Consider the following 24398-nt stretch of genomic DNA (forward strand, 5'->3'; position numbering starts at 1 on the left):
TTATTTGCCTTGTTCCAGCTCCCAGCGTGTTGCGCGCGGGTAAGCTAGATGTATGTGAGACCTTTGATGGATCGTGTTCAAAACTATCGACTTGAAAGTGACCTAGAATTGTTTTTTGAAACAGGTATCCTTTGCGTCTTTATCGGGAATAGACAGGGCTTCTAAAGCTCTGGAATATTCTCCTTAAATATTACTTGGATGCGTGGCGGATGGGAGTCAAAAGGTTGACCTCTGATGCTGCTCGTCAAAATGGCCAAAGCCTCTCGCGCTTCCACTCGCGGGTTTTGGTCAATGACGGCGTCCATGGCGCCGAATATCCAGACGCCGCGCGTCGATCCCGAAGAGCAGCGCCGGCTTGCCGAGATCGAGGCGGCGCGGCAGGCGAAACTCTTCACCGATAGCCGTGGAGAGCGGACTGCCGGTAATCCGCAGGTCGCATCCACTACGGCGGCGACGGCAACAGGTTCGGGCATAGATTCCGCGACCGGTCTCGCTCTTGCGGCCGAAACCCCGCCGCTCGATTCCGGTTCGGCGCAGAACATGCAGGATCGCAAACTTGCCTTCGTCAACGCCGATAACGACCACCGCACCGTCAGCGCTGACCGCGTGCAGGAAAAGGCGTCGCCCTATATCGTGCAGGCCGGAACCGTGATCGCCGCCGCGCTGATTACCGGCATCAAGTCCGATCTTCCCGGCCAGATCATCGCGCAGGTCACGGAACACGTTTATGACAGCCCGACCGGGAGCCACCTGCTGATCCCGCAAGGCTCCCGCCTGATCGGTCAGTATGACAGCCAGGTCGCGTTCGGTCAGTCCCGCGTATTGCTGGTATGGAACCGGCTCATCATGCCGGACGGTACATCCATCGTGCTCGAACGCCTTCAGGGGCTGATCCGCAAGGCTACTCCGGTCTGGAGGATGGCGTCGATTACCATTGGGGCCAATTGTTCAGGGCCGCGGCCCTCTCGACGCTGCTTGATATCGGCACGGAAATCGGTTCCAGCAATGACGAGGCCGAGATTGCCAAGGCGATCCGCGAAAGCGCGCAGGATACCGCATCCGACGTCGGCCAGCAGATCGTGCGACGCCGGCTCAACATCCAGCCGACGCTCACCATCCGGCCGGGCTTCCTGGTGCGCGTGATCGTCCAGCGGGATTTACAGATGCAGATATATGGCGCGGCGAAGGAGCCGACATGACCAAGCTGAAACTCTCCGCGATTCCTGACGATAAGCCGGTCAAGATCACCGTCGAGCTTCCGGCAGAGGTGTTTCAGGATTGCAGGCTTCGCCGTTTGACTGTAGCAGTTTCGATAACGTGCTGTCTGCCAGTGGAATTTGCACTTAACCGTTGTACAGGCGCTCTTTCACCTTTTATGAATATCGGCGTGAATTCACCTTACAGATATCAGGCTGTCTGCGATTGCCTGGGTACTATTTCCAGCTGTGAAATGACACCCGCCAGCATGTGGCGAGGGCTAACCTTATCGGGCATGATGTTTAAGTTTGCGTACAGCATTCGCTATAATTAGAGTCGACTTTTGAAATATTATACAAAGCTTTAATAAATTATAGCGCCGTGCTTTCGAATGAGCGTGCGACGCTGTTAGCAAAACAGAGCCGACGGATCAATCCATGAGATAACGCCATTTCACCATGCGTTCGCCCAGATCGATCATCTCGCCGTCGACGCTGAAGCGGCCATCGCCCTTATGGTGGATCAGCCGCTTTTCTTGCCGTGTGTTATCCACCCATATGCGCTGGACCTCCAGCACAAGCAGATTATAGCGTTGCGACCATCCATCATCCGCGATGCGGCATTCGAGATTGGCCCAGCATTCGCCCACCAGCGGCGCGTTCACGGTTTTTGCAGCGACGGGTGTGAGGCCGAAACGCTCGAATTTATCGAGCGTTTCGCCTGAACAATTGCCGATATCCACCACCTTTTCCGCCAGATCGACAGTCGGCACGGCCAGCACGCATTCACGGCTTTCTAAAAGCGCCTGATGGCTGTAATCCCACGGACCGATGATGGCGCCGACCAATGCCGGATCGTGGCTTATCATCATGTGAAAGCCCATGGTCATCAGGTTAGCGGAACCATCCGTCCCGCGCGTGGATACAAGCAGGATTGGGCCGGATTCGAGAATGCGATAGGCCTGTTCAGCCGGAAATTCGTCAAACATGATACAGATCCATCGTGAATTTGATGGCCCGCCGCAAGCCATGCCTGCGGAGGGCCTTATTCATGCGGTTATTCGTCGAAGTCGGTGGCGTCTGACGCGCCACGCCATGCATCGATGTCCTTGCGCACGGCTTCCATCTTCTGTTCGGCCAGCATATTGGCGATCTTGCCCGCAAACAGATGCACCGGCGGTTCGGCCACGCTTGCCGCCTGCAGGACCAGCGTCGCCACTTTTTCGGGATCGCCCGCCTGCTTGCCGTCCAACTCGTTGAGATGCAGATCGAGCGAAGCCTGAGCTTCAGTATAATCGTCGATGGAGCGCTCGGCCACGACGAGACTGTCCTTCGACAGGAACCCCGTGCGCACCGGGCCGGGATAGACGACCGTCGCCTTGATGCCCAGTTCTGAAAGTTCGGCGGCAAGGGTTTCGGTCAGACCGGCAAGCGCGAATTTGCTCGCGACATAACTGCCCCATCCGGCATAACCACCCTGAAAGCCGACGATGGATGCCACATTGAAGATATGGCCGCTACGCTGCCTGCGCAGATGCGGCAATGAATGGCGCAGCACATGCAGGGGCGCGAAGACGTTGACGTCGAAATTGCGGCGCAGTTCGGCGTCGCTCAGCGCCTCCACAGCGCCCTGTTGACCATAGCCGGCATTGTTGACCACGCGGTCGATGCGACCGAAACTGGCGATGGTCTTGTCGATGGCGGCTTTCACGCTTGCCTCGCTGACGAGATCGACTTCCAGTGCCAGAAATTGCGCGCTGTCGTCGCCAAATGCCTGCCGCAGGCTTTCGAGCGTGCGCGAGGTGGCGGCCACGCTATCGCCTTTGGCCATGGCCTGCCGTGCCAGAGAAAGGCCGATGCCGCGCGCAGCCCCCGTGATGAACCAGACCTTGTTTTGAGTTTGTTGCTGCATGAATGGATACTCCTGTTGTTTGTTGATTATTGAATGGCCACGCTCATCCCGCCATCGGCCATGACGATGGCACCCACTATGTAGCTTGCGCGGTCCGAGGCGAGGAAAGCGACGACTTCAGCGATTTCCTCAGGGGAAGCAGCGCGACCGATCGGTGCTTTGCGGCCATGTTCGGCAAGATAGGCGCGGCCATCTGGCTGGATTGCATTCGTGATATTGGTCACTGCATCACCTGAGCCGACCGCATTGACGCGGATGCCGTGGCCGATGGCCTCAAGCGCCAACGTGCGGGTGAGTTGCGCCAGCGCGCCCTTGGATGCCGCATAGGCGGCAATGCCGGGAAAGGACTGGAAGCAGGCATAGGAGCCAATATTGACGATTGCCCCGCGTCGGGCAGGCATCATCGCCCGCATGGCTTCACGCGAAAACAGGAAGGCACCAGTCGCGTTGACCGCAAGCACCTGGTTCCACTCATCAAGGCTCATCTCGGCCAAGGGCCGGTTGATGATGATACCGGCATTGTTAACCAGAATATCCAGTTGCCCGAATTCTGAAAGCGCTGTATCCACCGCACGTGCCGCGCTCGCTTCCTGCGCGACGTCCGCAACCAGTGGCACGATGCTGTCGCGGGCGAGGGCCTTGACATTATCGCTACGGCCGACCGCCACGATACGTGCGCCTTGAGCGTGAAGAAGCTCGACTGTCGCAAGGCCGATGCCGCTGGCGGCACCGGTGACGATAGCGACCCTGCCTGCAAAGGGCAGGTCGTGTTGGGGTGATGTTGTCATTGTCTGTGACATGATAGTCCTTGTCGATTGGGATTTGTCGCTCAAAAGGGGCTGGCAGTGGGACGCACGATGATTTCGCTGACATCCACGTCGTCCGGTTGCGAGATCGCATAGGCGATTGCCTGCGCCACCGCCTGCGGGGGCAGGGCAACACGGCGAAATTCCTCCATGGCGGCGCGCGCCGTTTCATCAGTGATGTGATCCGCCAGTTCAGATTGCACGACACCGGGACTGATGACGCTCACCCGAATCTGGTCGGTTTCCTGACGCAGACCATCTGAAATGGCGCGTACTGCAAACTTGCTTGCACAATAGACTGCGGCAGTGGGCGAGACGGCATGCGCGCCGATTGAAGCGATGTTGATGATGTGCCCTTTGCCCTCTGCATGCATGACCGGCAGGACGGCTGCAATGCCGTGCAAGACCCCCTTTATATTGACGTCGATCATGCGGTTCCATTCATCGACTTTTAGCGCCGCCAGAGGGGAAAGCGGCATGACGCCGGCATTGTTGATCAGCACGTCGATTTGCCCATGCCGTTCGCGCGCGAAATCAACCATGCGCTGAAGGCCTTCAAGCCGTGTGACGTCGAGTTCCACGGTGTCAACCTCACAGCCTTCGGCCCGCAATTCTTTCTGCAATACTGCAAGACGTTCGGTGCGACGCGCACCTATGACGAGATGATGGCCCATTCGGGCCAGATGGCGGGCGGTGGCTTCGCCAATGCCGCTGCTGGCACCAGTCAAAAGAATGACTTTGGCATCTGGTGATATATCCATGTTTTTTCCTCCTTTCCCGCGGCAGTCGCATGCGGCACCGCAGAGGGTGTTTGAACGAGAAAGAAGTTAGTTAGGCGGTGCGGAGCGAGCTAGACCGAAGCCTCTTGCATCATTGCCTAAAACTATTTCTTTTGATGCCTATTGCAGATAATATGCGTGTTATTGTATCCATTTTGTATGGATAACCGGCACATAAATACGAGAGAATTCAAGTCGGATACCTCGCGGCAAGCCGAGATGGCGTCGCTGATCCGGCAGCTTGCTCCGCATGAGGGTCATACGAAATCGCTGCTCGATGGCGTGCGCCTGATGCGGGCGGATCATCCGCTGGGCCGCACGCCGGTGCTTTATGAGCCCAGCATCGTGATCGTCTGTCAGGGGCACAAACGCGGCTATCTGGCCAATCAGGTCTATCATTACGATGCACAGCATTATCTGGTGCTTTCCGTCCCGCTGCCTTTCTCGACAGAGACGGAAGCCAGCCCCGAAGAGCCTTTGCTGGCTGTCTCCGTTCGTCTCGACATGACCGCCGTGGCCGATCTGATCATCGAGGTCGATCAACAGGCCACCAGTCCGGCAAGCCCGCCCGCCGGCATCGTTTCCACGCCATTGGACGCCACACTGGCCGATACGACGGTGCGGCTGCTTCGCGCATTGTGTTCGCCGCTGGAAGCAAGGGTGCTGGGGCCTGCCATCGTGCGGGAATTGTGTTTCCGCGTTCTGGTGGGCGGGCAGGGCGGTGCGATCCGGGCCGCCTTGGCAAGCCATGGCAATTTCGGACGCATCGCGCGTGTTCTGCGGCGCATTCATAGCGATTACGCGCAGCAGCTCGATGTGAGCTCGCTGGCAAGTGAAGCAGGCCTTAGCACTCCCGCGTTCCATGCCCATTTCAAGGCGGTTACAGCAACTTCACCCATTCAATATATCAAGTCGGTTCGCCTGCATCAGGCGCGCCTTATGATGATCCGTGACGATGTAACGGCTGCGGGCGCTGCGGCACGGGTCGGCTATGAAAGCGCGTCACAGTTCAACCGCGAGTTCAAACGGCTTTTCGGTCGCAGTCCCGGAGAAGAGGCGCGCGAGATGCGCTCCGCATTCGCGCTTATGGCACCCGCGCAACTGGAAGCCGTAGCGGCTACCCATTGACCGAAAGATTCAGGCAGGCGGCGAAAGTCAATCTATCTCTCCATCAAGGCACTGCCGCAGCAGTCCTGCGGCATATCGCGTGGTGGGAGGTGTTTTCGTGAACAATATCCGGTAGATCACCGGTGCCACGACTCGGTCGAGCAGGGTTTCCGCGTCGGGCGGGGTTGCGCCTTGCCGGACACCGCGAGCAATGATGCTGGCGAGGTTGCGCAGGATACATTCCGTGCATTGGCCCGCACGTTCGGTCGAGCTTCCGGCCAGCGCTTCACGCAGCAATTCGCGTCCGGGGCCGGAACTCATTTCATCGACGAATTGTTCAAGCCAAAGGCCAAGGTCGCTTTGCCAGTTACCGCTATCCGGCGGCAGGGCATCAGCCTGAAACTGCCGCACGGCGACATCGGCCAGCAATTGTGAAAGATCACCCCAACGGCGGTAGATGGTCGAGGGCGTGACGCCTGCGCGGGCCGCGATCATCGGCACGGTGATCTCGGATGCGGCCTTTTCCTGCCGCAGTGTTTCCACGGCTTCCAGAACGGCGGCCTGTATCCGCGCCGCGCGGCCTCCCGGTCGGCTGATTGGGGCAGGGGCTGTATCTGTTTGATCTCTCAAGGACAATTCAAGGTCTTCCACGGTATGGCATGACGCATCAAACGCCACTAACGCAAATAATTTGCTTTAGTGGTCAATTTGCGCTACAAACGCAACAAATTCGCTTTTAGCATGGAATCGCTGACATGACCACCCTTTGTAACGAGACGCGGGGTGGGGCGGAAAGATCATCCGCCCTTGCTTTGCACGGCCTCACCATCATTCTGTTTTTCGCGGCATCGAGCATGACGACGCCGCTCTTTCCGCTTCATCAGGCAAGCTGGGGCATTTCGGCCTTTCTGATCAGCGTGATTTTCGCGGTCTATGTCGGCACGCTGCTCGTCTCGCTGTTGTTTCTGGGGGCTTTATCCAACCATTATGGCCGACGGCCTGTCATCGTGGCGGCGCTCGCGGTGGAATGCGCAGCACTTGTCATGTTCCTCGTTGCGGACGGCGGAAGCTGGCTCGTGGCGGCGCGTCTGGTTCAGGGCTTTGCCACAGGCATCGCGACCACGGCGGTTGCGGCAGCGCTTCTGGATGTCGATCACAAGGCGGGTGCGGTGATCAACAGCTTAGCGCCTATGGTCGGCATGGCATTGGGCGCGATCGGGGCGGGTGTACTGATTCAGTTCGCGCCGTTGCCCTTGCGGCTGGTCTATGCGCTGACCTTGGGGCTTTCCCTGATCCAGATCCTGCGCACCTTGCTTTCAGCGGAGACTTTCCGGAATCGAACCAGCAAAGGCTTGTCCCTGCGGCCAAAGGTCGAGATTCCGACCGAGGTGCGGGGAATGTTTCTCCGCATCATCCCGCTGAATGTCGCCGTCTGGGGATTGGGCGCGCTGTTCCTGTCGCTGTTGCCCGGACTTCTGCATGAAATGGCGACAGGACCGTCGATGGCGTGGCTGAGTGGCGCTGCGGTCGGAATTCTGACTCTGGCGGGTGCAGGTGCCGTCATGCTGTTCCGCGACCGTTCGGCTGCAAGCGCTCGCAACTGGGCCGGGCTGACGATTATTGCCGGAACCGGGATCGTCCTGCTTGGTGCGCTTTTTCACAGCCCTGTCTTGCTTCTGCTTGGTTCACTGCCGACAGGCATCGGCTTTGGCGCCGGGTTCCTTGGCGTATTGCGCGGTCTGGTGGCGCGTGCAAGGCCCGAAGAACGCGCCGGCCTGATCTCGTCCTTCTACATTGCCAGCTATCTGCCGAACGCGCTTCTGGCGATGATCGCCGGATATGCCGCAGGCCAGATTGGTGTTTTCGATACTGTGCTGGGGTTTGGCGCATTCATCATCCTTATGGCGGGTCTATCCCTGACCATAAATGTGAATGAGCCAAATTGAACGGTATGGCGCGGCCTAACTGAAAGAACGCCTCAGTCCCTCTATGAAGCTTCGGGTGCGGATCGAAAGGTGACGCCTGCTGGGATAAATCGCATGGATGGCGACTTCGTTCATTGCGGTTTCCGGCAGGATTTCCACCAGATTGCCGTGCTCGATGTCTTTTTCAATGATGAATGAAGGCAGAAGCGCGATCCCAAGGCCCGCGAGCGCGGCCACACGGATCGCGTCGCCGCTGTCAAAGCGGGCATGGGCACCGCCATGGATCGTGACGGGCTGCCCGTCTTCGCCGGGCAGGCTCCATACCGTTGATGTCGAGCCTAATCCATAGACCAGCCGCTTGTGATGCGCCAGATCGGTGACGCTGGCCGGTATGCCCTGTTTGAGGAGATATTCGGGCGAAGCGTAAATTCCGAGCCGCGCCCGGTCGATCACCTGCGTGATATACTGCCCGTTCGGCGCGACCGACCCGACCCGGATCGCAAGGTCGAACCCTTCCTCGACAAGATCGACCAGCCGGTCGGTGAAGCTCACTTCCACGGCCAGATCGGGTGCGGTTTCGAGATAGGTTGCAAGGTAGGGAATGATTTTCGCCTTCCCGTAGCCTTCGGAGACCGTCAGGCGCAGTGTGCCGTGCGGTCGAAGCTGATTCTGACGAATGCTCGCCCCGGCTTCGGCAAGGTCTTCGAGCAGTTGCAGGCTACGAAAATGCACAGGCGGCCCTCAACGGCTGGATCGAGGCCGCGGGTCCCGTGGTAGAAAAGATTCACGGCACGTCAGAAGCCAGTTGGGCGCAAGTCCGTACTGATTATATGAGCGGTCTTGGCCACCTGTTTCCCGCGCTTAAAGACGTTTCCTATGGAACCGCCACGCTGGATTCCGTGCCGACGATGAGGGCTGTTCCTGAAGGCTCGGAACCTCAACGGGTCTTGCTCTATATCCACGGTGGTGGCTATGTTCATGGCGGTGTCGAGGGCTATCGTGGTCTGACTGGACGATTGGCCAAGGCCTTGAATGCGAAGATCTATGCACCCGATTATCGTCAGGCACCGGAATTTCCGTTTCCAACCCCGATTGATGATGTGTTTGCCGCCTATCGCGCGATTCTCTCATCGGACGTTGATCCGAAAAATCTCGTTCTTGCGGGCGATTCCGCTGGTGGCGCTATGGTCGTCACCATGATGCGCAAGGCCCGCGATGCGGGGATCGCATTGCCTGCGGCAGGTGTCGCCTTTTCGCCCTGGGCCAATCTGACCCATAGCGGGCGGTCAGCCACCGTGCGCGATGGGATCGATCCGCTTTGCAGCGTGGAATTCCTGAACAAGCTAGCGCGCATGTTCCTCGCCGGTGAATTGCCGACACATCCTGATGCCTCTCCAGTCTTCGCCGATGTTCACGATCTGGCGCCGGTGCTGATCCAGATCGGCGAAAACGAGGTCATGCTTAGCGATGCGATCCGTCTTGCGTCCAATCTGGGCGAGGCACGGGTGCGCACGTCGCTCGAAGTCTGGCCGGGCATGTCCATGTCTGGCATCTGCTGGCCGGTCTCCTGCCTGAAGCGGATCAAGCGATCCTCAATGCCGTCCGGTTTCTTGATGATGCGCTAACTTCAAAGGCCCGTACAGGGCTTTAATCCGCGATTGGTGAAACATCTGGTAGCGCTGGCCGTTCGACGGATTAGCTGCGGATTTTGCCGTGCATTCTTCGATACTTGAGCGCCTCGCCCTTGCCGATCAGACAGGTCCAGCGTCTTCAGCGCTTCGATGATCTCGTCATATGAGACGGCCTTATCGGTTCCAGGATAAAGGCGAAGGGTCGGACTGGAATCGATGGCAAAGATGTCAGATGCCCACGACGCAAGAATGGCGCGTTTCTCGTCTATGTCGATATCGTCGGCTGCAAGAACGTCTCGGGGATGACCGAAATGTTGGGCCGGATGATGCAGATGCTCGGCGCTAATTGCTGCTGGTTTCTCCGGAATCGAATTTTGCAATCTTTCCTTTCTCATAGGTTGACCCCCCTTTTGATGCCAAGTGGATGGTTTCGGTTGCATGTGGCGCAGGTCGTTAGTGCGCCTGGTGATCGAACACGCCTCGCGCGGCCTCGACCATTGTTTTTAGATGGCTCGGTTCGCGAACACCTTGCCTGTATAATTCCACAGTGATGGCCGCCATCCGCTCCGCTTCCTCAGTTTCCTTGGTAACTCCAGCTCTCGATCGAATGTCATCGAAAACCCTCTGACAGACAACAAGGTCTCTAGAATAGAGTGGTTGGGGTGAGCGCTTGATTGTAGTCTGAACCATGTTTCATCTCCTCATTGGAGGCTCGCCCCCAGCGGAGGCGAGCCAAAGACAATCGCTTAGAAATCCATGCCGGCGCTAGCCGGCAGGGCTGGAGTGGCTTCCTTTTTGGGCTTCTCCGCGATCATCGCTTCCGTTGTCACCAGAAGACCGGCAACCGAGGCTGCGTCCTGCAGCGCAGTGCGCACAACCTTGACCGGATCGATGACACCCTGAGCATAAAGATCACCATATTCGCCGGTCTGGGCGTTCCAGCCATAGGAGAAGTCGGTTTTTTCACGCAGTTTGCCGACAATGATCGAACCTTCGGCACCGGCATTTTCGGCGATCTGGCGAACAGGTGCTTCAATCGCCCGTCGCACGATCTCGACGCCGACACGCTGATCGTCGTTCGCGATCGGAAGGCCCTCGAGCGCCTTAACGGCACGCAGGAGAGCGACACCGCCACCCGGGAGAATGCCTTCCTCTACCGCGGCGCGGGTCGCATGCAGCGCATCGTCGACGCGGTCCTTTTTCTCCTTCACTTCGACTTCCGTCGAGCCACCGACGCGGATGACGGCAACGCCCCCGGCAAGCTTGGCAAGACGTTCCTGTAGCTTTTCGCGGTCGTAGTCGGAGGTTGTCTCCTCGATCTGAGCCCGAATCTGGGCAACGCGGCCATCGATTTCCGCCTTGGAACCGACGCCATCGATAATGGTGGTGTTCTCCTTCTCGATCGCCACTCTCTTCGCCCGGCCGAGCATGTTGAGGGTGACGTTTTCCAACTTGATGCCGAGGTCTTCCGAGATCACGGTTCCTCCCGTCAGGATGGCGATGTCTTCCAGCATGGCCTTGCGGCGGTCGCCGAAGCCAGGAGCCTTGACGGCAGCGATCTTGAGGCCGCCACGCAGCTTGTTGACGACGAGCGTTGCAAGAGCTTCCCCTTCGACGTCTTCAGCGATGATGACGAGCGGTTTGCCGGACTGGACCACGGCTTCGAGAACCGGCAGCATCGCCTGCAGGTTCGACAACTTCTTCTCATGGATCAGGATATAGGGATCTTCCAGTTCCACCCGCATCTTGTCTTGGTTGGTGACGAAGTAGGGGCTGAGATAGCCGCGATCGAACTGCATGCCTTCGACGACTTCGAGTTCGGTTTCAGCGGTCTTGGCTTCTTCGACCGTTATCACACCTTCGTTGCCGACTTTCTCCATCGCCTCGGCAAGATAACGACCGATCTCCGTATCCCCGTTGGCGGAGATGGTACCAACTTGAGCAATTTCGGAATTGCTGGTGATCTTGCGGGCGTTGGTCTTCAACTCCTTGACAACCGCATCGACGGCGAGATCGATGCCACGCTTCAGGTCCATCGGATTCATGCCGGAGGCGACGGCTTTGGCGCCTTCCTTAACGATGGCCTGGGCAAGCACGGTCGCGGTTGTCGTGCCGTCGCCGGCGAGATCGTTCGTCTTCGATGCCACTTCGCGCAGCATCTGGGCGCCCATGTTCTCGAACTTGTCTTCCAGTTCAATTTCCTTGGCGACGGAAACGCCGTCCTTGGTTATACGAGGGGCACCGAAGGACTTGTCGATCACGACATTGCGGCCCTTTGGACCGAGCGTGACCTTCACGGCATTGGCCAGTACGTCGACTCCCCGCAGCATGCGTTCACGGGCATCGGTGTGGAACTTGACTTCTTTCGCAGCCATTTTCTCTAACTCCTCAATAGGCAGCTATTTGACTGATGGGTTGGATTGACGGGTTATCGCCTCAGGCAGCTTTTTTCTGCTCTGCCTGGGTTTCGATGATGCCCATGACATCGCTTTCCTTCATGATCAGCAGGTCTTCGCCGTTGATCTTGATCTCGGTGCCGGACCATTTGCCGAACAGGATGCGGTCGCCGGCCTTGACGTCGAGCGCCTGGATCTGGCCGGCATCGTTGCGCGCGCCGGGACCTACGGCGATGACTTCGCCTTCCTGCGGCTTTTCCTTGGCGGTGTCGGGAATGATGATGCCGCCCTTGGTCTTTTCTTCGGATTCGACCCGGCGGACGAGAATGCGATCATGAAGCGGTCGGAACGACATGTTTTCCTCCGTTGAGCAAAAATGATGACGTTGTTCCCTCTGGCCGGACCGAATGATCGGTCCAGGCGGGTGCAAAACCTCAAGTCGAGCATTTTGCGCAAAATGATCTGGTTTTGAGATTTTTCGATTTCAAGAGGGAGAAACGAAAAAATTAGCACTCGTCTTCTGATGCTACTAACATACTGGAAAGGAACAATAAACGGCGCGATTGCGTCTAAAAATCCGTTGATGGTCGTGAAATTTTGCGACACACTTCACAGTGTCATGAAACGGAGATGAAGCATGCAATTCTCATCGGATCTGGAACGTCAGCTCAATGGCTACGGCCTCACCACCGCGCACATCCTCTATCGCATTCCTGATTTCGAATCCGTGCTGCAGACCTATGTCTGGCAGGACTACGATCTGGCACCCGATTTTCCTGAGATGCACAGGTTCCTGGATTTCTGGCAGTCCAGGCTTGAAGGCCCGCTCCATTCTGTCCGCTATACGCATCAGTGCTTGATCGGACCGAATGAATGGCGCCGCGTCGAAGGCGAGTTCAAGCTTCACTGAGGTCTTGAACAGAAATTTCCTCTATCCTAGCTCTGTCGTGACCGAGGCTTGATGAGATCGGTCAATATCCCACGTCTGTTCAGAGTGAGACCGGATAGGGAAGAGAAGAGAAGAGAAGATAAAACTCATCAAAGACCTCAGCATCAAGGAACGCGAAGAGGTCTTTGCCGCCGTCGCGCGTGTCCTGCAGGGGGCCGCTTGCGAGGCTTATGTCGAAGGCAGCCGCCATTAGACGCACGCTTTCCCACTTCGATCGGGTGTCTATTGGCATTTGGGAAATCGGGAAGATCGGTGCGTCGGTGGCTTCGGGAACAGATTTGCAGGCGACAGGTCACGTCGTGGTGAGCGATCCGCAAAAAAATCTCTTTTATTGACGAACAAAACATGAACATGTATCTTCGCTCACATGGTGAAAAAGAGCCTTCAGGATAAACTTGCCATCCTATCGGATGCGGCAAAATACGATGCATCTTGTGCGTCAAGCGGTGGCGAGAAGCGCGATGCAAGCAAGGGCGGTGTCGGATCGTCGGGAGGCGCAGGGATTTGCCATGCTTACACTCCGGATGGGCGCTGTATCAGCCTGCTGAAAATTCTTATGACCAACTTCTGCATCTTCGACTGTGCCTATTGCATAAACCGGGTCAGCTCGAACGTGGAACGGGCGCGGTTCTCAGTCGAGGAAGTTGTCTCACTCACGCTGGAATTTTATCGACGCAATTACATCGAGGGCCTGTTCTTGTCCTCGGGCATCATCAAGTCCCCCGACCAGACCATGTCCGATATGGTACGCATCGCGCGGACATTGCGGGAGGGTCACGGCTTCCGCGGCTATATCCATCTCAAGACGATTCCCGATGCAAGTCCGGACTTGATCCGGGAGGCCGGGCTTTGGGCTGATCGGCTATCGATTAATGTCGAATTGCCGGAGGACGCAAGTGTGCGCAAATTCGCTCCGGAAAAACGCCCTGAAACGATCCGTGGTGCGATGGCACAAGTGCGGCTGGAAGGCGAGGCGGCAAAAGATAAGACCCATACCGGGCGTAAGCCGCGCCGGTTTGCACCGGCCGGGCAAAGTACGCAGATGATCATCGGCGCGGATGGGGCAGACGATGTGACCATCCTCAAAATGTCGACACGGCTTTACAGTGGTTACAAGCTGCGACGGGTTTATTATTCAGCATTCTCCCCGATCCCGGACGCCTCCGCAGCTCTGCCCTTGATCCAGCCTCCTCTACTGCGTGAACACCGCCTATATCAGGCAGATTGGCTTTTGCGTTTTTATGGTTTCACTGCCGAGGAAATCGCTACCGGCATGAAGGCTGGTCATCTTGATCTGGAACTGGACCCAAAACTTGCCTGGGCCATACAGCACCGTGGCCTGTTCCCTCTGGATGTAAACCGTGCAAGCCGTGAATTGCTGCTGCGTGTTCCTGGATTTGGCACCCGCACGGTGGATCGCATAATCGTTGCGCGCCAGAACGGCGGTTTAAGATACGAAGATCTGGTGCGGATAGGTGCCAACATGAACAAGGCACGCCCTTTTATCATGACACCTGGCTGGTCGCCGGGGCGGCTCATCGACAACGTCGATTTACGCGCTCGATGTGCACCTCCCGCTGAGCAACTGCGGCTATTATGATCTATTCCGTTAAACTACCCGACGGCGGCACCTTCGATGCGTGGCGTGAGATGGCGCGCATCGCGATATCACATGGTATCGAGCCAAATGATATCGATTGGATCGGAGCAGACGGATTGTTTGATGGGGCGTCGCTGCCCAATGCGCCTGGTGAGCATAAGGCAAGCGTTACGCAGGGGTTTTTGAAGCTTGCGCATTCGGTTATCTGGCATTCTAATCCGGAACGGTTCGGACTGCTCTATCAGGCGTTGTGGCGGCTTGACCGAAACGCGGGAGAACCTTTAAGCCATGCGGACCCGCTTGGGCGGCGGCTGCATCTCATGGCAAAATCGGTTGGTCGTGATATCCACAAGATGCATGCTTTCGTACGGTTTCGCGAATTACCTGAGACTGGATTGCGTCGTCGCTTTGCTGCTTGGTTTGAGCCGGAGCATAATATAGTCGAGCCGGGTAGTTCCTTTTTCGCAAAGCGTTTCGCGGATATGGACTGGGTGATCGCCACGCCAAGGCTTACAGCTCGATTTGAAGCCGGCAGACTTAGCTACCATCCAGGCGGTTCACGCCCTGACTTATCGGAAGATGCCACCGAAACGCTTTGGGGCACCTATTTCGCGAACATCTTCAATCCGGCACGGGTAAAGTTGAATGCGATGCGCGCGGAAATGCCTAAGAAGTATTGGAAGAACCTACCCGAAACGCGCCTGATTCCAGATATGTTACGAGATGCCGAGTCGCGAGTGGAGCGAATGCGCGCGGCCGCAGAAACGTCACCAGCGGCTGGCGCAGTCGCGATTTCGACCCGTTATCGCGCTGCGATGCCGCAAACGCCCGAGTTCCCTCAGACAATGGTCGAAGCGCGAGCGGCTGCCGGACATTGTCGGCGATGTGGATTATGCGAGGCCGCAACCCAGACTGTTTGGGGTGAGGGGCCCGAAGACGCTGAGCTCATGATTGTAGGAGAACAGCCGGGTGATCGTGAGGATCTGGAAGGTCGACCGTTCGTAGGTCCGGCAGGTCACCTCTTGCGTGAAGCCATGGTTGCAGCAGGAGCAGAAGTCAGGCAGACATGGCTGACCAATGCAGTTAAGCACTTCAAGTTCATGCCGCGTGGCAAGCGCCGCCTGCATCAAAATCCTGACCGGCAGGAAATTCTGCATTGTCGCTGGTGGCTGGGGCTCGAATTGGCTTTCATCCGTCCACGCATGGTGGTTGCGTTGGGGGCCTCTGCGGCGTTCGCTCTGACGGATAACAACGCTCCTCTTACTTCGCGACGCGGTCAGGCTGAAATCGGGTTACATGGTGGACCGGTGCTGATCTCCTGGCATCCATCCTATATCTTGCGGTTAAACGACAGTGTCGCGAGAGAACGTGCAAGGCGTGAATTGATCGAAGATATAATCCAGGCCGCTCGCATGGGCGTATCTGTCTGACCCGTCAATGTTTCAGCTTCGATCAGGAGAGATCAATAAAAGGAAGCCGCCGGCGCGTTTGGTGTTTTAGTTCACTGACAGCAGTGGCCATTGCTGCTCCAATGTCGGCACTTGCCGTAATTCCCTGCACGAAGGGCTGGTCGTGCATCAGATACGGCAGCGCGCCGAACGCAATCTTGCCACATGCAATGTCCGGTACCAGCAGAGTGTAGTCGTCTGAGACCTCCGGAATATCCTCTCCGACCGAAACGAGTTGCCGGCGCAGTGACGGAAACGGCAAATCCTTCGTCTTGAGTGGCTTCTGGCCTCGGGCGTCGATGAACACGTCGAATGTCCGTACTTCCGAGCCGATGGCGATGACGGTGTGATCGTTCCTTACCTCCATGTCGTAATCGTGCCCTAGTTCGAGGACGTCTATCAGGCCGGCCTTGCGCAGCGCCAGTAGCCTGCGGATCGATTCCGACGGGATTGCAGCATAGTTGTCGACGAAGACCTTGCAGAGTCCTGTATCGAACCGCTTGCGGTCCTCTTCATTGAGACGCGGAATAATCTCCTGAACGACCTCGTGCAGCCGAAGGATTGCATAGCGCCAGGGGACGGTATGCTTCTCCCGCTTGTTGCGCTCGACTTCTTTGAGATTGTATTCTGCCCAGCGGAACGCATCGTGGTTTTGGCGGTCGGCAAAGTAGGCATCAGCGAAGCTGTCAGCGTTGAGTTCCGAAAGCGAAACACGCTCGCTCCAGGCCGGATCGGCGTCCTCGATTTCGCGCGCGACCAAGGCGAATATCCTGTCAAGCAAGCCACTGGCACCGCTCTCGATCTCCCTGTTGATCGCCTGCTCCGTGGCAATCTGCAAGGGCTCGTAAGGGATCGGGCAATAAAAATCCGCTTCTGGCAGGATGCCTGAACGGGACATAAGCGTTATCGCCAGACCTTTACTGTCCGGGTCAAGGTCGAAGCGCAGGTTTTCGTCTTCTTCCTCGATAAAGCTTCCATGTTGGGCAACGACCGCCATTGCTGCGTCGATGGCGCTGAGCGATGTCCCCATAATGCCCACTTTACACGCTGGTATCCTGGCTTCGATCAGTCCAGACCAGGGGCTGGGAAAATAACTGCGCGTTGCTTCGTCGCCGTCGGGCCAGACGTGGCCGGTGGCGATGACGACGAGATCGAGGAGTTTCGAATCGAGCTTCCCCTCAGTCCAGAGTTTGACACCATCGGCCGTGGCTTCGATATCCGTGACCTCGCAGGATTCGTGCACTTCGACTTCAAAGTTTTTTCGACGCGCTGCCTCGACAAGAGCCAGAAACTGATCCCGGAAATATTCGCCCAGCAGAATGCGAGGCAGGAATTGTCGATCGTGAAGACCTTCCTTGTCGACCCGGTATCGAGCGAGACGCGTCTCGTCCTGCTTGCGCAGCCAGTCCAGATAGGTCGAGGTAATCGGCGGAATCTCGATGCTGGCGATGTTGGCCAGCATCATCCGGCTGTTCTCATCGTCATTATAAGGCATGCCTACGCCAGCTTCATCTTCCTTCTCGTAGATCGAGATGGACATTGGCTCTGCGAATTTGAGCAGCGAAAAGAAAGTGTAGATCCCGGTCGGACCGGTGCCGACAATAGCAATGTTCTTCATGGGCGATTACCAATTTCTCCACATTCCAATACGCGTGGTAAACGGCCCAGCTGGGCCGGCCCGCTTGTGTTTGCAGTTCGAACATCTCTTCACATCAGTTGTATGCTGCGAGATCAGAGCTTGACGGCATTTTCCCGCGCCCACAACCGGAGCTTGCGGCAGGATGTAACAAATTCCGACGCTCCCTTTTCATTGTCCAGCGAGATTAGTCCCTCATCCATATCGGGTTCAATGCCCGCCTTTGCCAGTAGCGGCATCGCGCCTGCGGTAAACCCGATAAACTTACAATGGGCAAAGGCGTCGGCAACGAAATCCCGCGCCGCGGCTTCTCTGGTCAATCGATCAGCTGCCTCGTCGGACAGTACAAGTGCGACAGCGTCGAACAAGACGGATGGACCGCCATCGATCATATGATCGGCCTCTATCCAGTCGCCGCTGGAGGCCTCGAAACCTCCGACCGTCGGCGCAACCAGTTCCACCATTGCGCCTTCCTTCTCCGCGGCGTGCCGGATACCCTTGAGCACCTGCGCATCAGTGCCATTGGCAACAAGCACGCCGATCTTTCTGCCGTTGAAGCTGCCGGGTCCGTTCTCAATAATGCTGAGTGCAGGAGACGGAGCAAGATCGTCACGTACGGGCACCATCGCATCCGCAGCTTTCGGCATCTTGCGGATGCCAAGCTTGCCGGCGACCGCTTCCGCAAGGTTGGCATCGATGTTGAGCAGATTAGACACAATACGCTCGCGGATCACAGGCGTTTCCACCTTCGACAGTTCGAAGGTCAGCGCCATCGCTATATGCTTCTGCTCCGTCTCGGTCTGGCTCAGGTAGAACTGGCGCGCCTGGCTGTAATGGTCGGCAAAGCTTTCCGCCCGAAGGCGAACCTTCTGCCCATCTTCCTGCGAGGCCGCCTTCTGGAGATCACGCCAGCTTCCGGCATGACGGTCGATGCAAGCGATGCTCTGATTGCCGCTCTGGCAGCGGGCGCGGGCATTGGAATGTGCGCAACATTCGTCACGGCACCTTATGTGACCCGCGGCGAACTGGTGCCGGTGCTCTCGGACTTTGCTGTCGAGCGCCATAATATTACGGCGCTGTGGCCAGAAAGCCGACGCGCAAATCCTGCTGTCCGCGCGTTTCTCTCGATGCTTCAAGAGGCACTTTGAGAAAAATGATTGAAGCGGGAAAAGGCAGTCATTGGCGGCGGCAGATCTCGGACACGGATTGGCCCGACCAAGATGGCTGGGAAAAAACGGATAGCCATGAGAACTATATCTACTCCATATCCCTCCATGGCACTTCAAATTAGTGCAATTGTCGCATTGCAAATTGGGATGGTTGTTTTGCCTGTCTGCTTTTGGCCGACGAAGCCACGAAGGCGGCCCTGTCCAAGCGCGCCATGCTTCGGTGGTAGACCAGATTATCCGGCTCCTCCGGCTTTAGAGCATCTTCAGCACATTCCGACGCCTTGGGGCCGGTGGACATCATCAGCCAGTAGACCGAGTTTGCCGCATGCCCCTCTCCAAGCCAGATCTGCGGCATCAGACAGCGGCACTCGTGACTGATTCCTCGAGCTTGCCGACAAGCTCTTGTATTTCCAACCCATCCAGGGTCTCCTTCTCCAGCAGGCGGCGGGCGGTGCGCTCGAGCATGTCCCGGCGTTCCGCCAGCAGGCCGACGGTCCGCTCGAACGTCTCGTCGACGATCCGGCGCACCTCCTTGTCGACGGCGGCGGCCGTCTCGTCGGAATAGGTGCGTTCCTGCGGGCCATAATATGGCTGGTCGGTGGCGAGGAACGAGCGCCGGTCCTTCTCCAGTGCGATATGGCCGAGCCTCTCCGACATGCCGTAGCGCGTGACGATGGCACGGGCGATGTCGGTGACCTTGGCGAGGTCGTCCGCGGCGCCGGTGGACAGATGGCCGAACACGATCTTTTCCGCCGCGCGGCCGCCGAGGAGCACCGCCATCTTGTTCTCCAGTTCCTCCAGCGTCATCAGGAAACGGTCCTCCGTCGGCCGCTGGATGGTGTAGCCCAGCGCGCCGATACCGCGCGGGATGATCGAGACCTTGTGGACCGGATCGACGCCCGGCAGCGCCATGGCCACGAGCGCGTGGCCCATCTCGTGATAGGCGACGATCTCGCGCTCCTTCGGGTTGAGCAGCCGGTTGCGCTTTTCGAGACCCGCCACGATGCGCTCCACCGCATTGTTGAAATCCTCCATCGTCACCGCGCCGGCCTTGCGGCGGGTGGCAAGCAGCGTCGCCTCGTTGACGAGATTGGCGAGGTCCGCGCCGGTGAAGCCGGGGGTCAGCGCCGCGATCTTTTCCGGCTCGACGTCCGGCGCGAGCTTCGCCTTCTTCAGTCGCACGTTCAGGATCTGCACGCGGCCTTTTCTGTTCGGGCGGTCGACGAGAACCTGCCGGTCGAAGCGGCCGGCGCGCAGGAGCGCCGGGTCGAGGATTTCCGGCCGGTTCGTGGCGGCGAGCAGCACGAGGCCGGTCGAGGGATCGAAGCCGTCCAGCTCGACAAGGAGCTGGTTGAGCGTCTACTCCTTCTCATCGTGGCCGCCGGCCATGGGGCCGATGCCGCGGGCGCGACCGAGCGCGTCCAGCTCGTCGATGAAGATGATGGCCGGCGCCTTGGCCCGGGCCTGCTCGAAGAGGTCGCGCACGCGCGCTGCGCCGACGCCGACGAACATTTCCACGAACTCGGAGCCCGAGATGGAGAAGAACGGCACGCCGGCCTCGCCCGCCACGGCCCTTGCCAGCAGCGTCTTGCCGGTGCCCGGCGGGCCGACCAACAGCACGCCCTTTGGCATGCGCCCGCCCAGCCGGCCGTAGCCCTGCGGATCCTTGAGGAAGTCGACGATCTCCTTCAACTCGTCCTTGGCCTCGTCGACGCCGGCCACGTCCTTGAAGGTGACGCCGGTGTCAGACTGGACGTAGACCTTCGCCTTCGACTTGCCGATCTGCATGAGCCCGCCGCCGATGCCGCCCCCCATGCGCTTCAGCGCGAACATCCAGATGCTGACGATAAGGAGGACTGGCACGATCCAGGACAGCAGGTCGCGCAGGAAGGTGCTTTCGATCTGACCGGTGACCACCACGCCGCGCTCCTGAAGCTGACGTGCGAGGTCGGGCTCGACGCGGGTGGTGATGAACATTGGCCGGCCGTCGACCGGCTGCTTGAAGGTTCCCTGGATGAAGCGGTCGGATACCGCCACCTCCGCTATCCTGCCCTCGTCAAGGTAGGTCTCGAACTGGCTGTAGGGAATCTGCGTCACCTGGGTGGCGGTGGTGAAGAAATACTGGAACGCCATCAGGAGGAAGAAGGCGGCGATCCAGTACCAGATGTTGAACTGCGTTTTCTTGTTCATTTCCATTGTGGCCGCTCCCGGTTATCTCACGACCAGCAGAAGGCGGCCGCCATCGCGAAACAGTTCCAGCGCTAGGATGGCACGCTGGCGCGCGATCGCGCTGCGCAAATCAGCCAAGGAAGAAACAGGCGACCGGTTGACCGCAACGATCAAGTCGCCCGCTCGAAGGCCAGCACGCGCAGCCGGACTGCTCGGCGTGATGCTTTCAATCAAAATGCCTGGGGCGCCGGCTTGCCGCGCCTCGTTAACGGAAGCGGCGCGCATGTGCGCGCCATCGAGCGGGGTGCCGGATAGATCGGCGGATGCACCAGTTTCTGAAGCGATCTTAGCGCTGACGACCCGCTCGCTACTACCACGCTTGATTGTAAAGCTGATCGTGCTGCCGACTGGCGTGAGGCCGATGCGGTTTCTCAGGTCTGTCGCGCCCTGAACAGCACGCCCGCCGATCGCGGTGACCACATCGCCCACCTGCAAGCCGGCGCGCTGTGCCGGAGAGCCGGGCTCGATGCTGACGATCACAGCTCCGCGCAGTTCGCCAAGCTTGAGCGCCTCCGCGATATCCGGCGTAAGGTCCTGGATACCGACGCCCAGCCTGCCGCGCCGCACTTCACCGTGTTCGATCAACTGCTTCATGACGGTTACGGCCATGTTACTAGGCACCGCGAAGCCGATGCCGATGTTGCCACCCGCAGGCGTAAGGATCGCCGTATTGATGCCGACTAGCGTGCCGTCTAGGGTCACCAGGGCACCGCCGGAATTGCCCGGATTGATTGAGGCGTCAGTCTGAATGAAGTCCTCGTAGCCGTCATTGCTGATGCCGCTGCGACCGAGCGCGCTGACAATACCGGAGGTTACCGTTTGTCCCAGGCCGAAGGGGTTCCCGATCGCGACCACATAGTCGCCGACCTTGAGGCGATCCGAATCGCCGACCTCCTACGCGACGAGATTTCTCCTCTTGACCTTGAGCAGCGCGATGTCCGCTGCTTGATCGGAGCCGACAAGCTCGGCACGCAGGCGTTGCCCGTCCTTCAGTGTGACCGTGATCGTGCGAGCATTGGCCACCACGTGATGATTGGTCAGCACATGACCTTTGGCCGCGTCGACGATCACCCCGGAACCGGCGCTCATGCGCTGTTGCGGAGGCGGCGCATGCGGAAGATCAAAGAAGCGTCGGAAGTAAGGATCGTTGTAGAGTGGATTTGATGCCCCAGGTGTTTCTGAGACAACCGAGATGTTGACGACAGCCGGCGTCACCCGTTCCAGCACGGGGGCAAGGGTGGGAAGCTCTCCCGCAACGCCCGGCACGGCCTGCCCGATTGTCGCGCACGGCAGCCCCGCGAAGGCGAGGATGGCGCATAATGTGATGATGGGCGGACGCAGGGCTATGAGATTCCTGAACATGAGCGATCTCCGTTTGGCCAGTCTGTTGGCTCCTCTGTTCCGCCTGAGGTTAGACGGAGAGTGCAAGAAAATGGCCCGGCGCGTGCCGGGCCACGTTGCAAAATCATGCTGTCGAAAGAGGTCGGTTTGTCGTGGACCACAGGCTGACCGCAGCGAGCACGGCGACGACGAGGCCGGCGACCACATGCACCCACATCGCGGCTGGGAGGGCAGAGAAGCCCAGTGCCCAAGGCGCGATTACGGACCAAAGGCCGAGCGCCACGTTGGTCCATTCCTCGACCTGATGGAATGTGTAGAGCGCAGCGACCGCGATCAGCGTCACGGCAGCACCGACGATCCAGGCATTCCATGCGGCATAGGTTTCAGCCGCATAGCCGAGATACCAGGGCGAGAGCAGAAGACCGAGACCGGCAATGATGTTGACGACATCGAAAGCCGTCCGGTTATAGGAAGACAAAGACTTCAGCATCGTTCATTCCTCCGTGTCGGTTTGCTTGCCTCTTCAATGAACCGTCTTTCGCGAACGGGAGGCGGGTGCGGCGGCGCCTCCGACACCGCCATCACGAAGCTTGGAAGCCGGATCGGGCGGAGGCAAAAGCTGCCTTTCATCCGCCCCAGGCAGAAACGGTGCGAGTTCATCCCGCGTGAACACGCCCGCTGCGATCTCGTGCAGGGCAAGATCGCCCACGCTGCGATCGACTGCGTCGAGCCTCGGTTCCGCGCCCCGGGCGAGCGCCCGGATGCGGGAGGCAGCGGCAAGCGTTAGCGCGAACCGGTTCGGCAGAACCTTCTGGCAATCGAAAACGACATGCGTATCCATCGCCGCACCTCATGCTGCCTTTCGTGTGTCTGAATCATCCCGATCATCCGCAACCTCGCGTTCAAGCGCGAGCAGCGCCTGCTCGACCTCGTAGAGCCGCGACGGCCGGTCGTTCTCGGGCATGCCTTCGTTGGTGGCCTGGTCGATCAGGTACTCGGTCCAGGCCCAGTTCATCAGAATCGCGCGCTTCGCCTCTAGCGTTAGCTTCGGATCGCTGATCACCTTCATGGGCGTCGTCCAGCTTTCAGGACCGGACGGGTCGTTGCGGTTCACCGCGCCGTCGAGCGCACGCCCGTAGGTCTCCTGAAGGGCGGCGAGCCCGAGCCGGTCGAGGGTCGCGTCCGAGAAGGCGTGGGTTGATTTTCCTACATACGCCTGCTTCTCATCGGCGCGCTGGCTGCGGCCATTGCCTGTCTTCTGCCGGGGCGGTGTCTGGACCATATAGGTCAGACCCTGTCGCTCGGCATAGCGGATGGCCGATTGCAATGTCGGGAAGCTCAGCTCGACCTGGGTCAGCGTATCGTCGCCGCCCGTGTAGCCCATCAGCGGCTCAATGAAGGGCGCGGTGCGCCGCTCGAACACAAGTCGCCAGCCCTTCGTGCGGGCCTTGCCGGAGGTCGTCACCGCGCGGGACGGCTTGTAGATACGCGCAACCGCGCCATCCGGGAAGACCGAGCGCCCCATCGAAAGGGGCTTGTGCCGGTTGTCGTTCGACGGCCACTCTTGCGGAATTGAATTTCCAGTTGATCTGTTGATCTGTCTCGTCATCTCCATTGTTCATCCCTCCCTCTCTGGCGAAGGATGCAGCCGACGGCGGCCAGATGGCCCGCCGCCGGCGCCTGCCATGCGTCAGCTCTTGATGGCGATGCGCTTCACCTGCGACTGCGCCTTTTCGCTCTTGGGCAAGGTCACGGTCAGCACGCCGTTTTTGAACCGCGCGTCGACCTGGTCGTCCTTGACCTCGTAGCCGAGCGGGATGCGACGCTCGAAGCGGCCATAGAAGCGCTCGGAGAACTGTCGGTCCTTGTCCTCCGTCTCGGAGCGCTTCTCGCCCCGCAGCGTCAGCACGCCGTCGTCGAGCAGGACCTCGATGTCCTTCTCTTCGAGGCCCGGCACCTCAGCTGTCACCTTGATTTCCTTCTCGCCGTCGGAGATCTCCACGCTCGGCCAGCCGCCGCTGAAGGCGGAAGCTCCCACGATAGAGGGCAGGTTCGAGCCGACGCCGCGGAAGACGTCGTCGAACAGCCTGTTTACCTCGCGATGCAGCGAAAGGAACGGATCACGATCGCCATCGCGCAAGACACTGGGAACCTGATTGCCGCTGCTGCGGCCCCAGGGGATCAGATCACGGACACTCATTATTCTTCTCCTTTCTGTTCGTTCGATTGACAATGCTTTCCGTCGGCGCCCGGAAGTGCCCGGCACCTTGCGCG

Annotated in this window: 23 protein-coding genes and 6 pseudogenes; 9 read left to right on the forward strand and 20 right to left on the reverse strand. The window is 58.8% G+C overall.

The genetic code is table 11. The features are described 5' to 3' along the window. Nucleotides 1-303 precede the first annotated feature (303 nt). Nucleotides 304-1199: pseudogene (locus tag OINT_RS20980) on the forward strand (TraB/TrbI/VirB10 family type IV secretion system protein); the annotation flags it as partial. Then, nucleotides 1196-1279 (forward strand): annotated as a pseudogene (locus OINT_RS24230) (DUF2274 domain-containing protein); the annotation flags it as partial. The pseudogenes OINT_RS20980 and OINT_RS24230, both read left to right, overlap by 4 nt. A gap of 348 nt (nucleotides 1280-1627) precedes the next feature. Here the strand turns inward: OINT_RS24230 and OINT_RS20985 are convergent. From OINT_RS20985 to OINT_RS21000, 4 genes are all read right to left on the reverse strand, one after another. After that, nucleotides 1628-2185, reverse strand: a complete 558-nt coding sequence (locus OINT_RS20985; RefSeq protein ID WP_006471519.1) for a flavin reductase family protein — start codon at nucleotides 2183-2185, stop codon at nucleotides 1628-1630. Between the two features lie 68 nt (nucleotides 2186-2253). Next, nucleotides 2254-3108 (reverse strand): SDR family oxidoreductase, encoded by an 855-nt coding sequence (locus tag OINT_RS20990; RefSeq protein WP_006469946.1) that lies wholly within the window; start codon nucleotides 3106-3108, stop codon nucleotides 2254-2256. A gap of 26 nt (nucleotides 3109-3134) precedes the next feature. Beyond that, on the reverse strand, nucleotides 3135-3908 hold the full coding sequence (locus OINT_RS20995) for an SDR family NAD(P)-dependent oxidoreductase (protein WP_006471520.1): 774 nt from the start codon (nucleotides 3906-3908) through the stop codon (nucleotides 3135-3137). A gap of 29 nt (nucleotides 3909-3937) precedes the next feature. After that, nucleotides 3938-4675: an SDR family oxidoreductase gene (locus OINT_RS21000; protein ID WP_006469948.1), complete on the reverse strand. Its 738-nt coding sequence runs from the start codon at nucleotides 4673-4675 to the stop codon at nucleotides 3938-3940. A 237-nt stretch (nucleotides 4676-4912) separates the two neighbouring features. Here OINT_RS21000 and OINT_RS21005 point away from each other — a divergent pair, with 237 nt between their 5' ends. Beyond that, nucleotides 4913-5821, forward strand: a complete 909-nt coding sequence (locus tag OINT_RS21005) for an AraC family transcriptional regulator (RefSeq protein WP_006471521.1) — start codon at nucleotides 4913-4915, stop codon at nucleotides 5819-5821. Between the two features lie 27 nt (nucleotides 5822-5848). On the opposite strand, the gene OINT_RS21010 is transcribed toward OINT_RS21005, so the two are convergent. Beyond that, nucleotides 5849-6430 (reverse strand): TetR/AcrR family transcriptional regulator, encoded by a 582-nt coding sequence (locus OINT_RS21010; protein ID WP_198510842.1) that lies wholly within the window; start codon nucleotides 6428-6430, stop codon nucleotides 5849-5851. 125 nt (nucleotides 6431-6555) lie between these two features. Here OINT_RS21010 and OINT_RS21015 point away from each other — a divergent pair, with 125 nt between their 5' ends. Further along, nucleotides 6556-7746 (forward strand): MFS transporter, encoded by a 1191-nt coding sequence (locus tag OINT_RS21015; protein WP_006469951.1) that lies wholly within the window; start codon nucleotides 6556-6558, stop codon nucleotides 7744-7746. 15 nt (nucleotides 7747-7761) lie between these two features. Here OINT_RS21015 and OINT_RS21020 read toward each other — a convergent pair whose 3' ends face one another. After that, nucleotides 7762-8457, reverse strand: a complete 696-nt coding sequence (locus OINT_RS21020; protein ID WP_006469952.1) for a substrate binding domain-containing protein — start codon at nucleotides 8455-8457, stop codon at nucleotides 7762-7764. A 38-nt stretch (nucleotides 8458-8495) separates the two neighbouring features. Here OINT_RS21020 and OINT_RS21025 point away from each other — a divergent pair, with 38 nt between their 5' ends. Then, nucleotides 8496-9350 carry an alpha/beta hydrolase gene (locus OINT_RS21025; protein WP_006469953.1) on the forward strand — a complete coding sequence of 285 codons (855 nt, stop codon included), beginning with the start codon at nucleotides 8496-8498 and terminating at the stop codon, nucleotides 9348-9350. 2 nt (nucleotides 9351-9352) lie between these two features. On the opposite strand, the gene OINT_RS23995 is transcribed toward OINT_RS21025, so the two are convergent. From OINT_RS23995 to groES, 4 genes are all read right to left on the reverse strand, one after another. Then, complete coding sequence (locus OINT_RS23995; RefSeq protein WP_006471525.1) at nucleotides 9353-9751, reverse strand: hypothetical protein; 399 nt, start codon at nucleotides 9749-9751, stop codon at nucleotides 9353-9355. A 58-nt stretch (nucleotides 9752-9809) separates the two neighbouring features. Further along, the gene (locus OINT_RS24235; RefSeq protein WP_006469955.1) at nucleotides 9810-10046 is read right to left on the reverse strand and encodes a hypothetical protein; all 237 of its coding nucleotides are present in this window, start codon (nucleotides 10044-10046) and stop codon (nucleotides 9810-9812) included. Between the two features lie 56 nt (nucleotides 10047-10102). After that, a complete protein-coding gene (gene groL, locus OINT_RS21040) occupies nucleotides 10103-11731 on the reverse strand; it encodes a chaperonin GroEL (protein WP_006469956.1) in 1629 nt (542 codons plus the stop codon). 61 nt (nucleotides 11732-11792) lie between these two features. Then, on the reverse strand, nucleotides 11793-12107 hold the full coding sequence (gene groES, locus OINT_RS21045; RefSeq protein ID WP_006471526.1) for a co-chaperone GroES: 315 nt from the start codon (nucleotides 12105-12107) through the stop codon (nucleotides 11793-11795). 282 nt (nucleotides 12108-12389) lie between these two features. On the opposite strand from groES, the gene OINT_RS21050 reads away from it, so the two are divergent. After that, nucleotides 12390-12662, forward strand: coding sequence for an usg protein (locus tag OINT_RS21050; RefSeq protein WP_006469958.1), 273 nt, complete (start codon nucleotides 12390-12392; stop codon nucleotides 12660-12662). Between the two features lie 79 nt (nucleotides 12663-12741). On the opposite strand, the gene OINT_RS23950 is transcribed toward OINT_RS21050, so the two are convergent. After that, complete coding sequence (locus OINT_RS23950) at nucleotides 12742-12891, reverse strand: hypothetical protein (RefSeq protein ID WP_022569095.1); 150 nt, start codon at nucleotides 12889-12891, stop codon at nucleotides 12742-12744. A gap of 180 nt (nucleotides 12892-13071) precedes the next feature. Between OINT_RS23950 and OINT_RS21055 the strand changes: the two genes are divergently transcribed. Both OINT_RS21055 and OINT_RS21060 read left to right on the forward strand, forming a co-directional pair. Further along, nucleotides 13072-14301 carry a putative DNA modification/repair radical SAM protein gene (locus tag OINT_RS21055; protein WP_006471527.1) on the forward strand — a complete coding sequence of 410 codons (1230 nt, stop codon included), beginning with the start codon at nucleotides 13072-13074 and terminating at the stop codon, nucleotides 14299-14301. Further along, the gene (locus OINT_RS21060) at nucleotides 14298-15731 is read left to right on the forward strand and encodes a UdgX family uracil-DNA binding protein (RefSeq protein ID WP_006469961.1); all 1434 of its coding nucleotides are present in this window, start codon (nucleotides 14298-14300) and stop codon (nucleotides 15729-15731) included. Before OINT_RS21055 ends, OINT_RS21060 begins: the two co-directional genes overlap by 4 nt. Before the next feature lie 22 nt (nucleotides 15732-15753). On the opposite strand, the gene OINT_RS21065 is transcribed toward OINT_RS21060, so the two are convergent. Together OINT_RS21065 and OINT_RS21070 are read right to left on the reverse strand one after the other, a co-directional pair. Continuing rightward, the gene (locus tag OINT_RS21065) at nucleotides 15754-17367 is read right to left on the reverse strand and encodes an FAD-NAD(P)-binding protein (protein ID WP_006469962.1); all 1614 of its coding nucleotides are present in this window, start codon (nucleotides 17365-17367) and stop codon (nucleotides 15754-15756) included. A 113-nt stretch (nucleotides 17368-17480) separates the two neighbouring features. Continuing rightward, nucleotides 17481-18275: pseudogene (locus tag OINT_RS21070) on the reverse strand (catalase-related domain-containing protein); the annotation flags it as partial. Here OINT_RS21070 and OINT_RS23255 point away from each other — a divergent pair. After that, nucleotides 18276-18533, forward strand: a pseudogene (locus tag OINT_RS23255) (LysR substrate-binding domain-containing protein); the annotation flags it as partial. Between the two features lie 139 nt (nucleotides 18534-18672). Here the strand turns inward: OINT_RS23255 and OINT_RS21075 are convergent. The 7 genes and pseudogenes from OINT_RS21075 to OINT_RS21110 form a co-directional block, all read right to left on the reverse strand. Beyond that, nucleotides 18673-18909, reverse strand: a complete 237-nt coding sequence (locus OINT_RS21075; RefSeq protein WP_006469964.1) for a hypothetical protein — start codon at nucleotides 18907-18909, stop codon at nucleotides 18673-18675. Next, nucleotides 18909-20750, reverse strand: a pseudogene (ftsH, locus tag OINT_RS21080) (ATP-dependent zinc metalloprotease FtsH). The gene OINT_RS21075 and the pseudogene ftsH overlap by 1 nt, the downstream one beginning before the upstream one ends. 15 nt (nucleotides 20751-20765) lie before the next feature. Then, a pseudogene (locus tag OINT_RS24240) lies at nucleotides 20766-22145 on the reverse strand (DegQ family serine endoprotease). Nucleotides 22146-22248: 103 nt separating this feature from the next. Continuing rightward, nucleotides 22249-22614, reverse strand: coding sequence for an SPW repeat protein (locus tag OINT_RS21095; protein WP_006469967.1), 366 nt, complete (start codon nucleotides 22612-22614; stop codon nucleotides 22249-22251). Nucleotides 22615-22647: 33 nt separating this feature from the next. After that, the gene (locus tag OINT_RS21100; protein WP_006469968.1) at nucleotides 22648-22965 is read right to left on the reverse strand and encodes a DNA-directed RNA polymerase subunit omega; all 318 of its coding nucleotides are present in this window, start codon (nucleotides 22963-22965) and stop codon (nucleotides 22648-22650) included. 9 nt (nucleotides 22966-22974) lie between these two features. Next, nucleotides 22975-23739: an ETC complex I subunit gene (locus tag OINT_RS21105; RefSeq protein ID WP_006469969.1), complete on the reverse strand. Its 765-nt coding sequence runs from the start codon at nucleotides 23737-23739 to the stop codon at nucleotides 22975-22977. Nucleotides 23740-23814: 75 nt separating this feature from the next. Next, on the reverse strand, nucleotides 23815-24324 hold the full coding sequence (locus OINT_RS21110; RefSeq protein WP_006471530.1) for an Hsp20/alpha crystallin family protein: 510 nt from the start codon (nucleotides 24322-24324) through the stop codon (nucleotides 23815-23817). Between the last annotated feature and the right edge of the window lie 74 nt (nucleotides 24325-24398).

This window comes from Brucella intermedia LMG 3301, from assembly GCF_000182645.1.
Classification (GTDB): Bacteria; Pseudomonadota; Alphaproteobacteria; order Rhizobiales; family Rhizobiaceae; genus Brucella; species Brucella intermedia.

What these genes read in the sequence shown, in the direction of transcription:
- OINT_RS21100 (WP_006469968.1), bottom strand. Translation starts at nt 22,965, where the DNA reads ATGGATACGCATGTCGTTTTCGATTGCCAGAAGGTTCTGCCGAACCGG.
- OINT_RS21095 (WP_006469967.1), bottom strand. Translation starts at nt 22,614, where the DNA reads ATGCTGAAGTCTTTGTCTTCCTATAACCGGACGGCTTTCGATGTCGTC.
- OINT_RS21110 (WP_006471530.1), bottom strand. Translation starts at nt 24,324, where the DNA reads ATGAGTGTCCGTGATCTGATCCCCTGGGGCCGCAGCAGCGGCAATCAG.
- OINT_RS21060 (WP_006469961.1), top strand. Translation starts at nt 14,298, where the DNA reads ATGATCTATTCCGTTAAACTACCCGACGGCGGCACCTTCGATGCGTGG.
- OINT_RS23995 (WP_006471525.1), bottom strand. Translation starts at nt 9,751, where the DNA reads ATGAGAAAGGAAAGATTGCAAAATTCGATTCCGGAGAAACCAGCAGCA.
- OINT_RS21050 (WP_006469958.1), top strand. Translation starts at nt 12,390, where the DNA reads ATGCAATTCTCATCGGATCTGGAACGTCAGCTCAATGGCTACGGCCTC.
- OINT_RS21065 (WP_006469962.1), bottom strand. Translation starts at nt 17,367, where the DNA reads ATGAAGAACATTGCTATTGTCGGCACCGGTCCGACCGGGATCTACACT.
- OINT_RS24235 (WP_006469955.1), bottom strand. Translation starts at nt 10,046, where the DNA reads ATGGTTCAGACTACAATCAAGCGCTCACCCCAACCACTCTATTCTAGA.
- OINT_RS21000 (WP_006469948.1), bottom strand. Translation starts at nt 4,675, where the DNA reads ATGGATATATCACCAGATGCCAAAGTCATTCTTTTGACTGGTGCCAGC.
- OINT_RS20990 (WP_006469946.1), bottom strand. Translation starts at nt 3,108, where the DNA reads ATGCAGCAACAAACTCAAAACAAGGTCTGGTTCATCACGGGGGCTGCG.
- OINT_RS21075 (WP_006469964.1), bottom strand. Translation starts at nt 18,909, where the DNA reads ATGCCGCAGATCTGGCTTGGAGAGGGGCATGCGGCAAACTCGGTCTAC.
- OINT_RS21005 (WP_006471521.1), top strand. Translation starts at nt 4,913, where the DNA reads ATGGCGTCGCTGATCCGGCAGCTTGCTCCGCATGAGGGTCATACGAAA.
- OINT_RS23950 (WP_022569095.1), bottom strand. Translation starts at nt 12,891, where the DNA reads ATGGCGGCTGCCTTCGACATAAGCCTCGCAAGCGGCCCCCTGCAGGAC.
- OINT_RS21105 (WP_006469969.1), bottom strand. Translation starts at nt 23,739, where the DNA reads ATGGAGATGACGAGACAGATCAACAGATCAACTGGAAATTCAATTCCG.
- groES (WP_006471526.1), bottom strand. Translation starts at nt 12,107, where the DNA reads ATGTCGTTCCGACCGCTTCATGATCGCATTCTCGTCCGCCGGGTCGAA.
- OINT_RS20995 (WP_006471520.1), bottom strand. Translation starts at nt 3,908, where the DNA reads ATGTCACAGACAATGACAACATCACCCCAACACGACCTGCCCTTTGCA.
- OINT_RS21015 (WP_006469951.1), top strand. Translation starts at nt 6,556, where the DNA reads ATGACCACCCTTTGTAACGAGACGCGGGGTGGGGCGGAAAGATCATCC.
- OINT_RS20985 (WP_006471519.1), bottom strand. Translation starts at nt 2,185, where the DNA reads ATGTTTGACGAATTTCCGGCTGAACAGGCCTATCGCATTCTCGAATCC.
- groL (WP_006469956.1), bottom strand. Translation starts at nt 11,731, where the DNA reads ATGGCTGCGAAAGAAGTCAAGTTCCACACCGATGCCCGTGAACGCATG.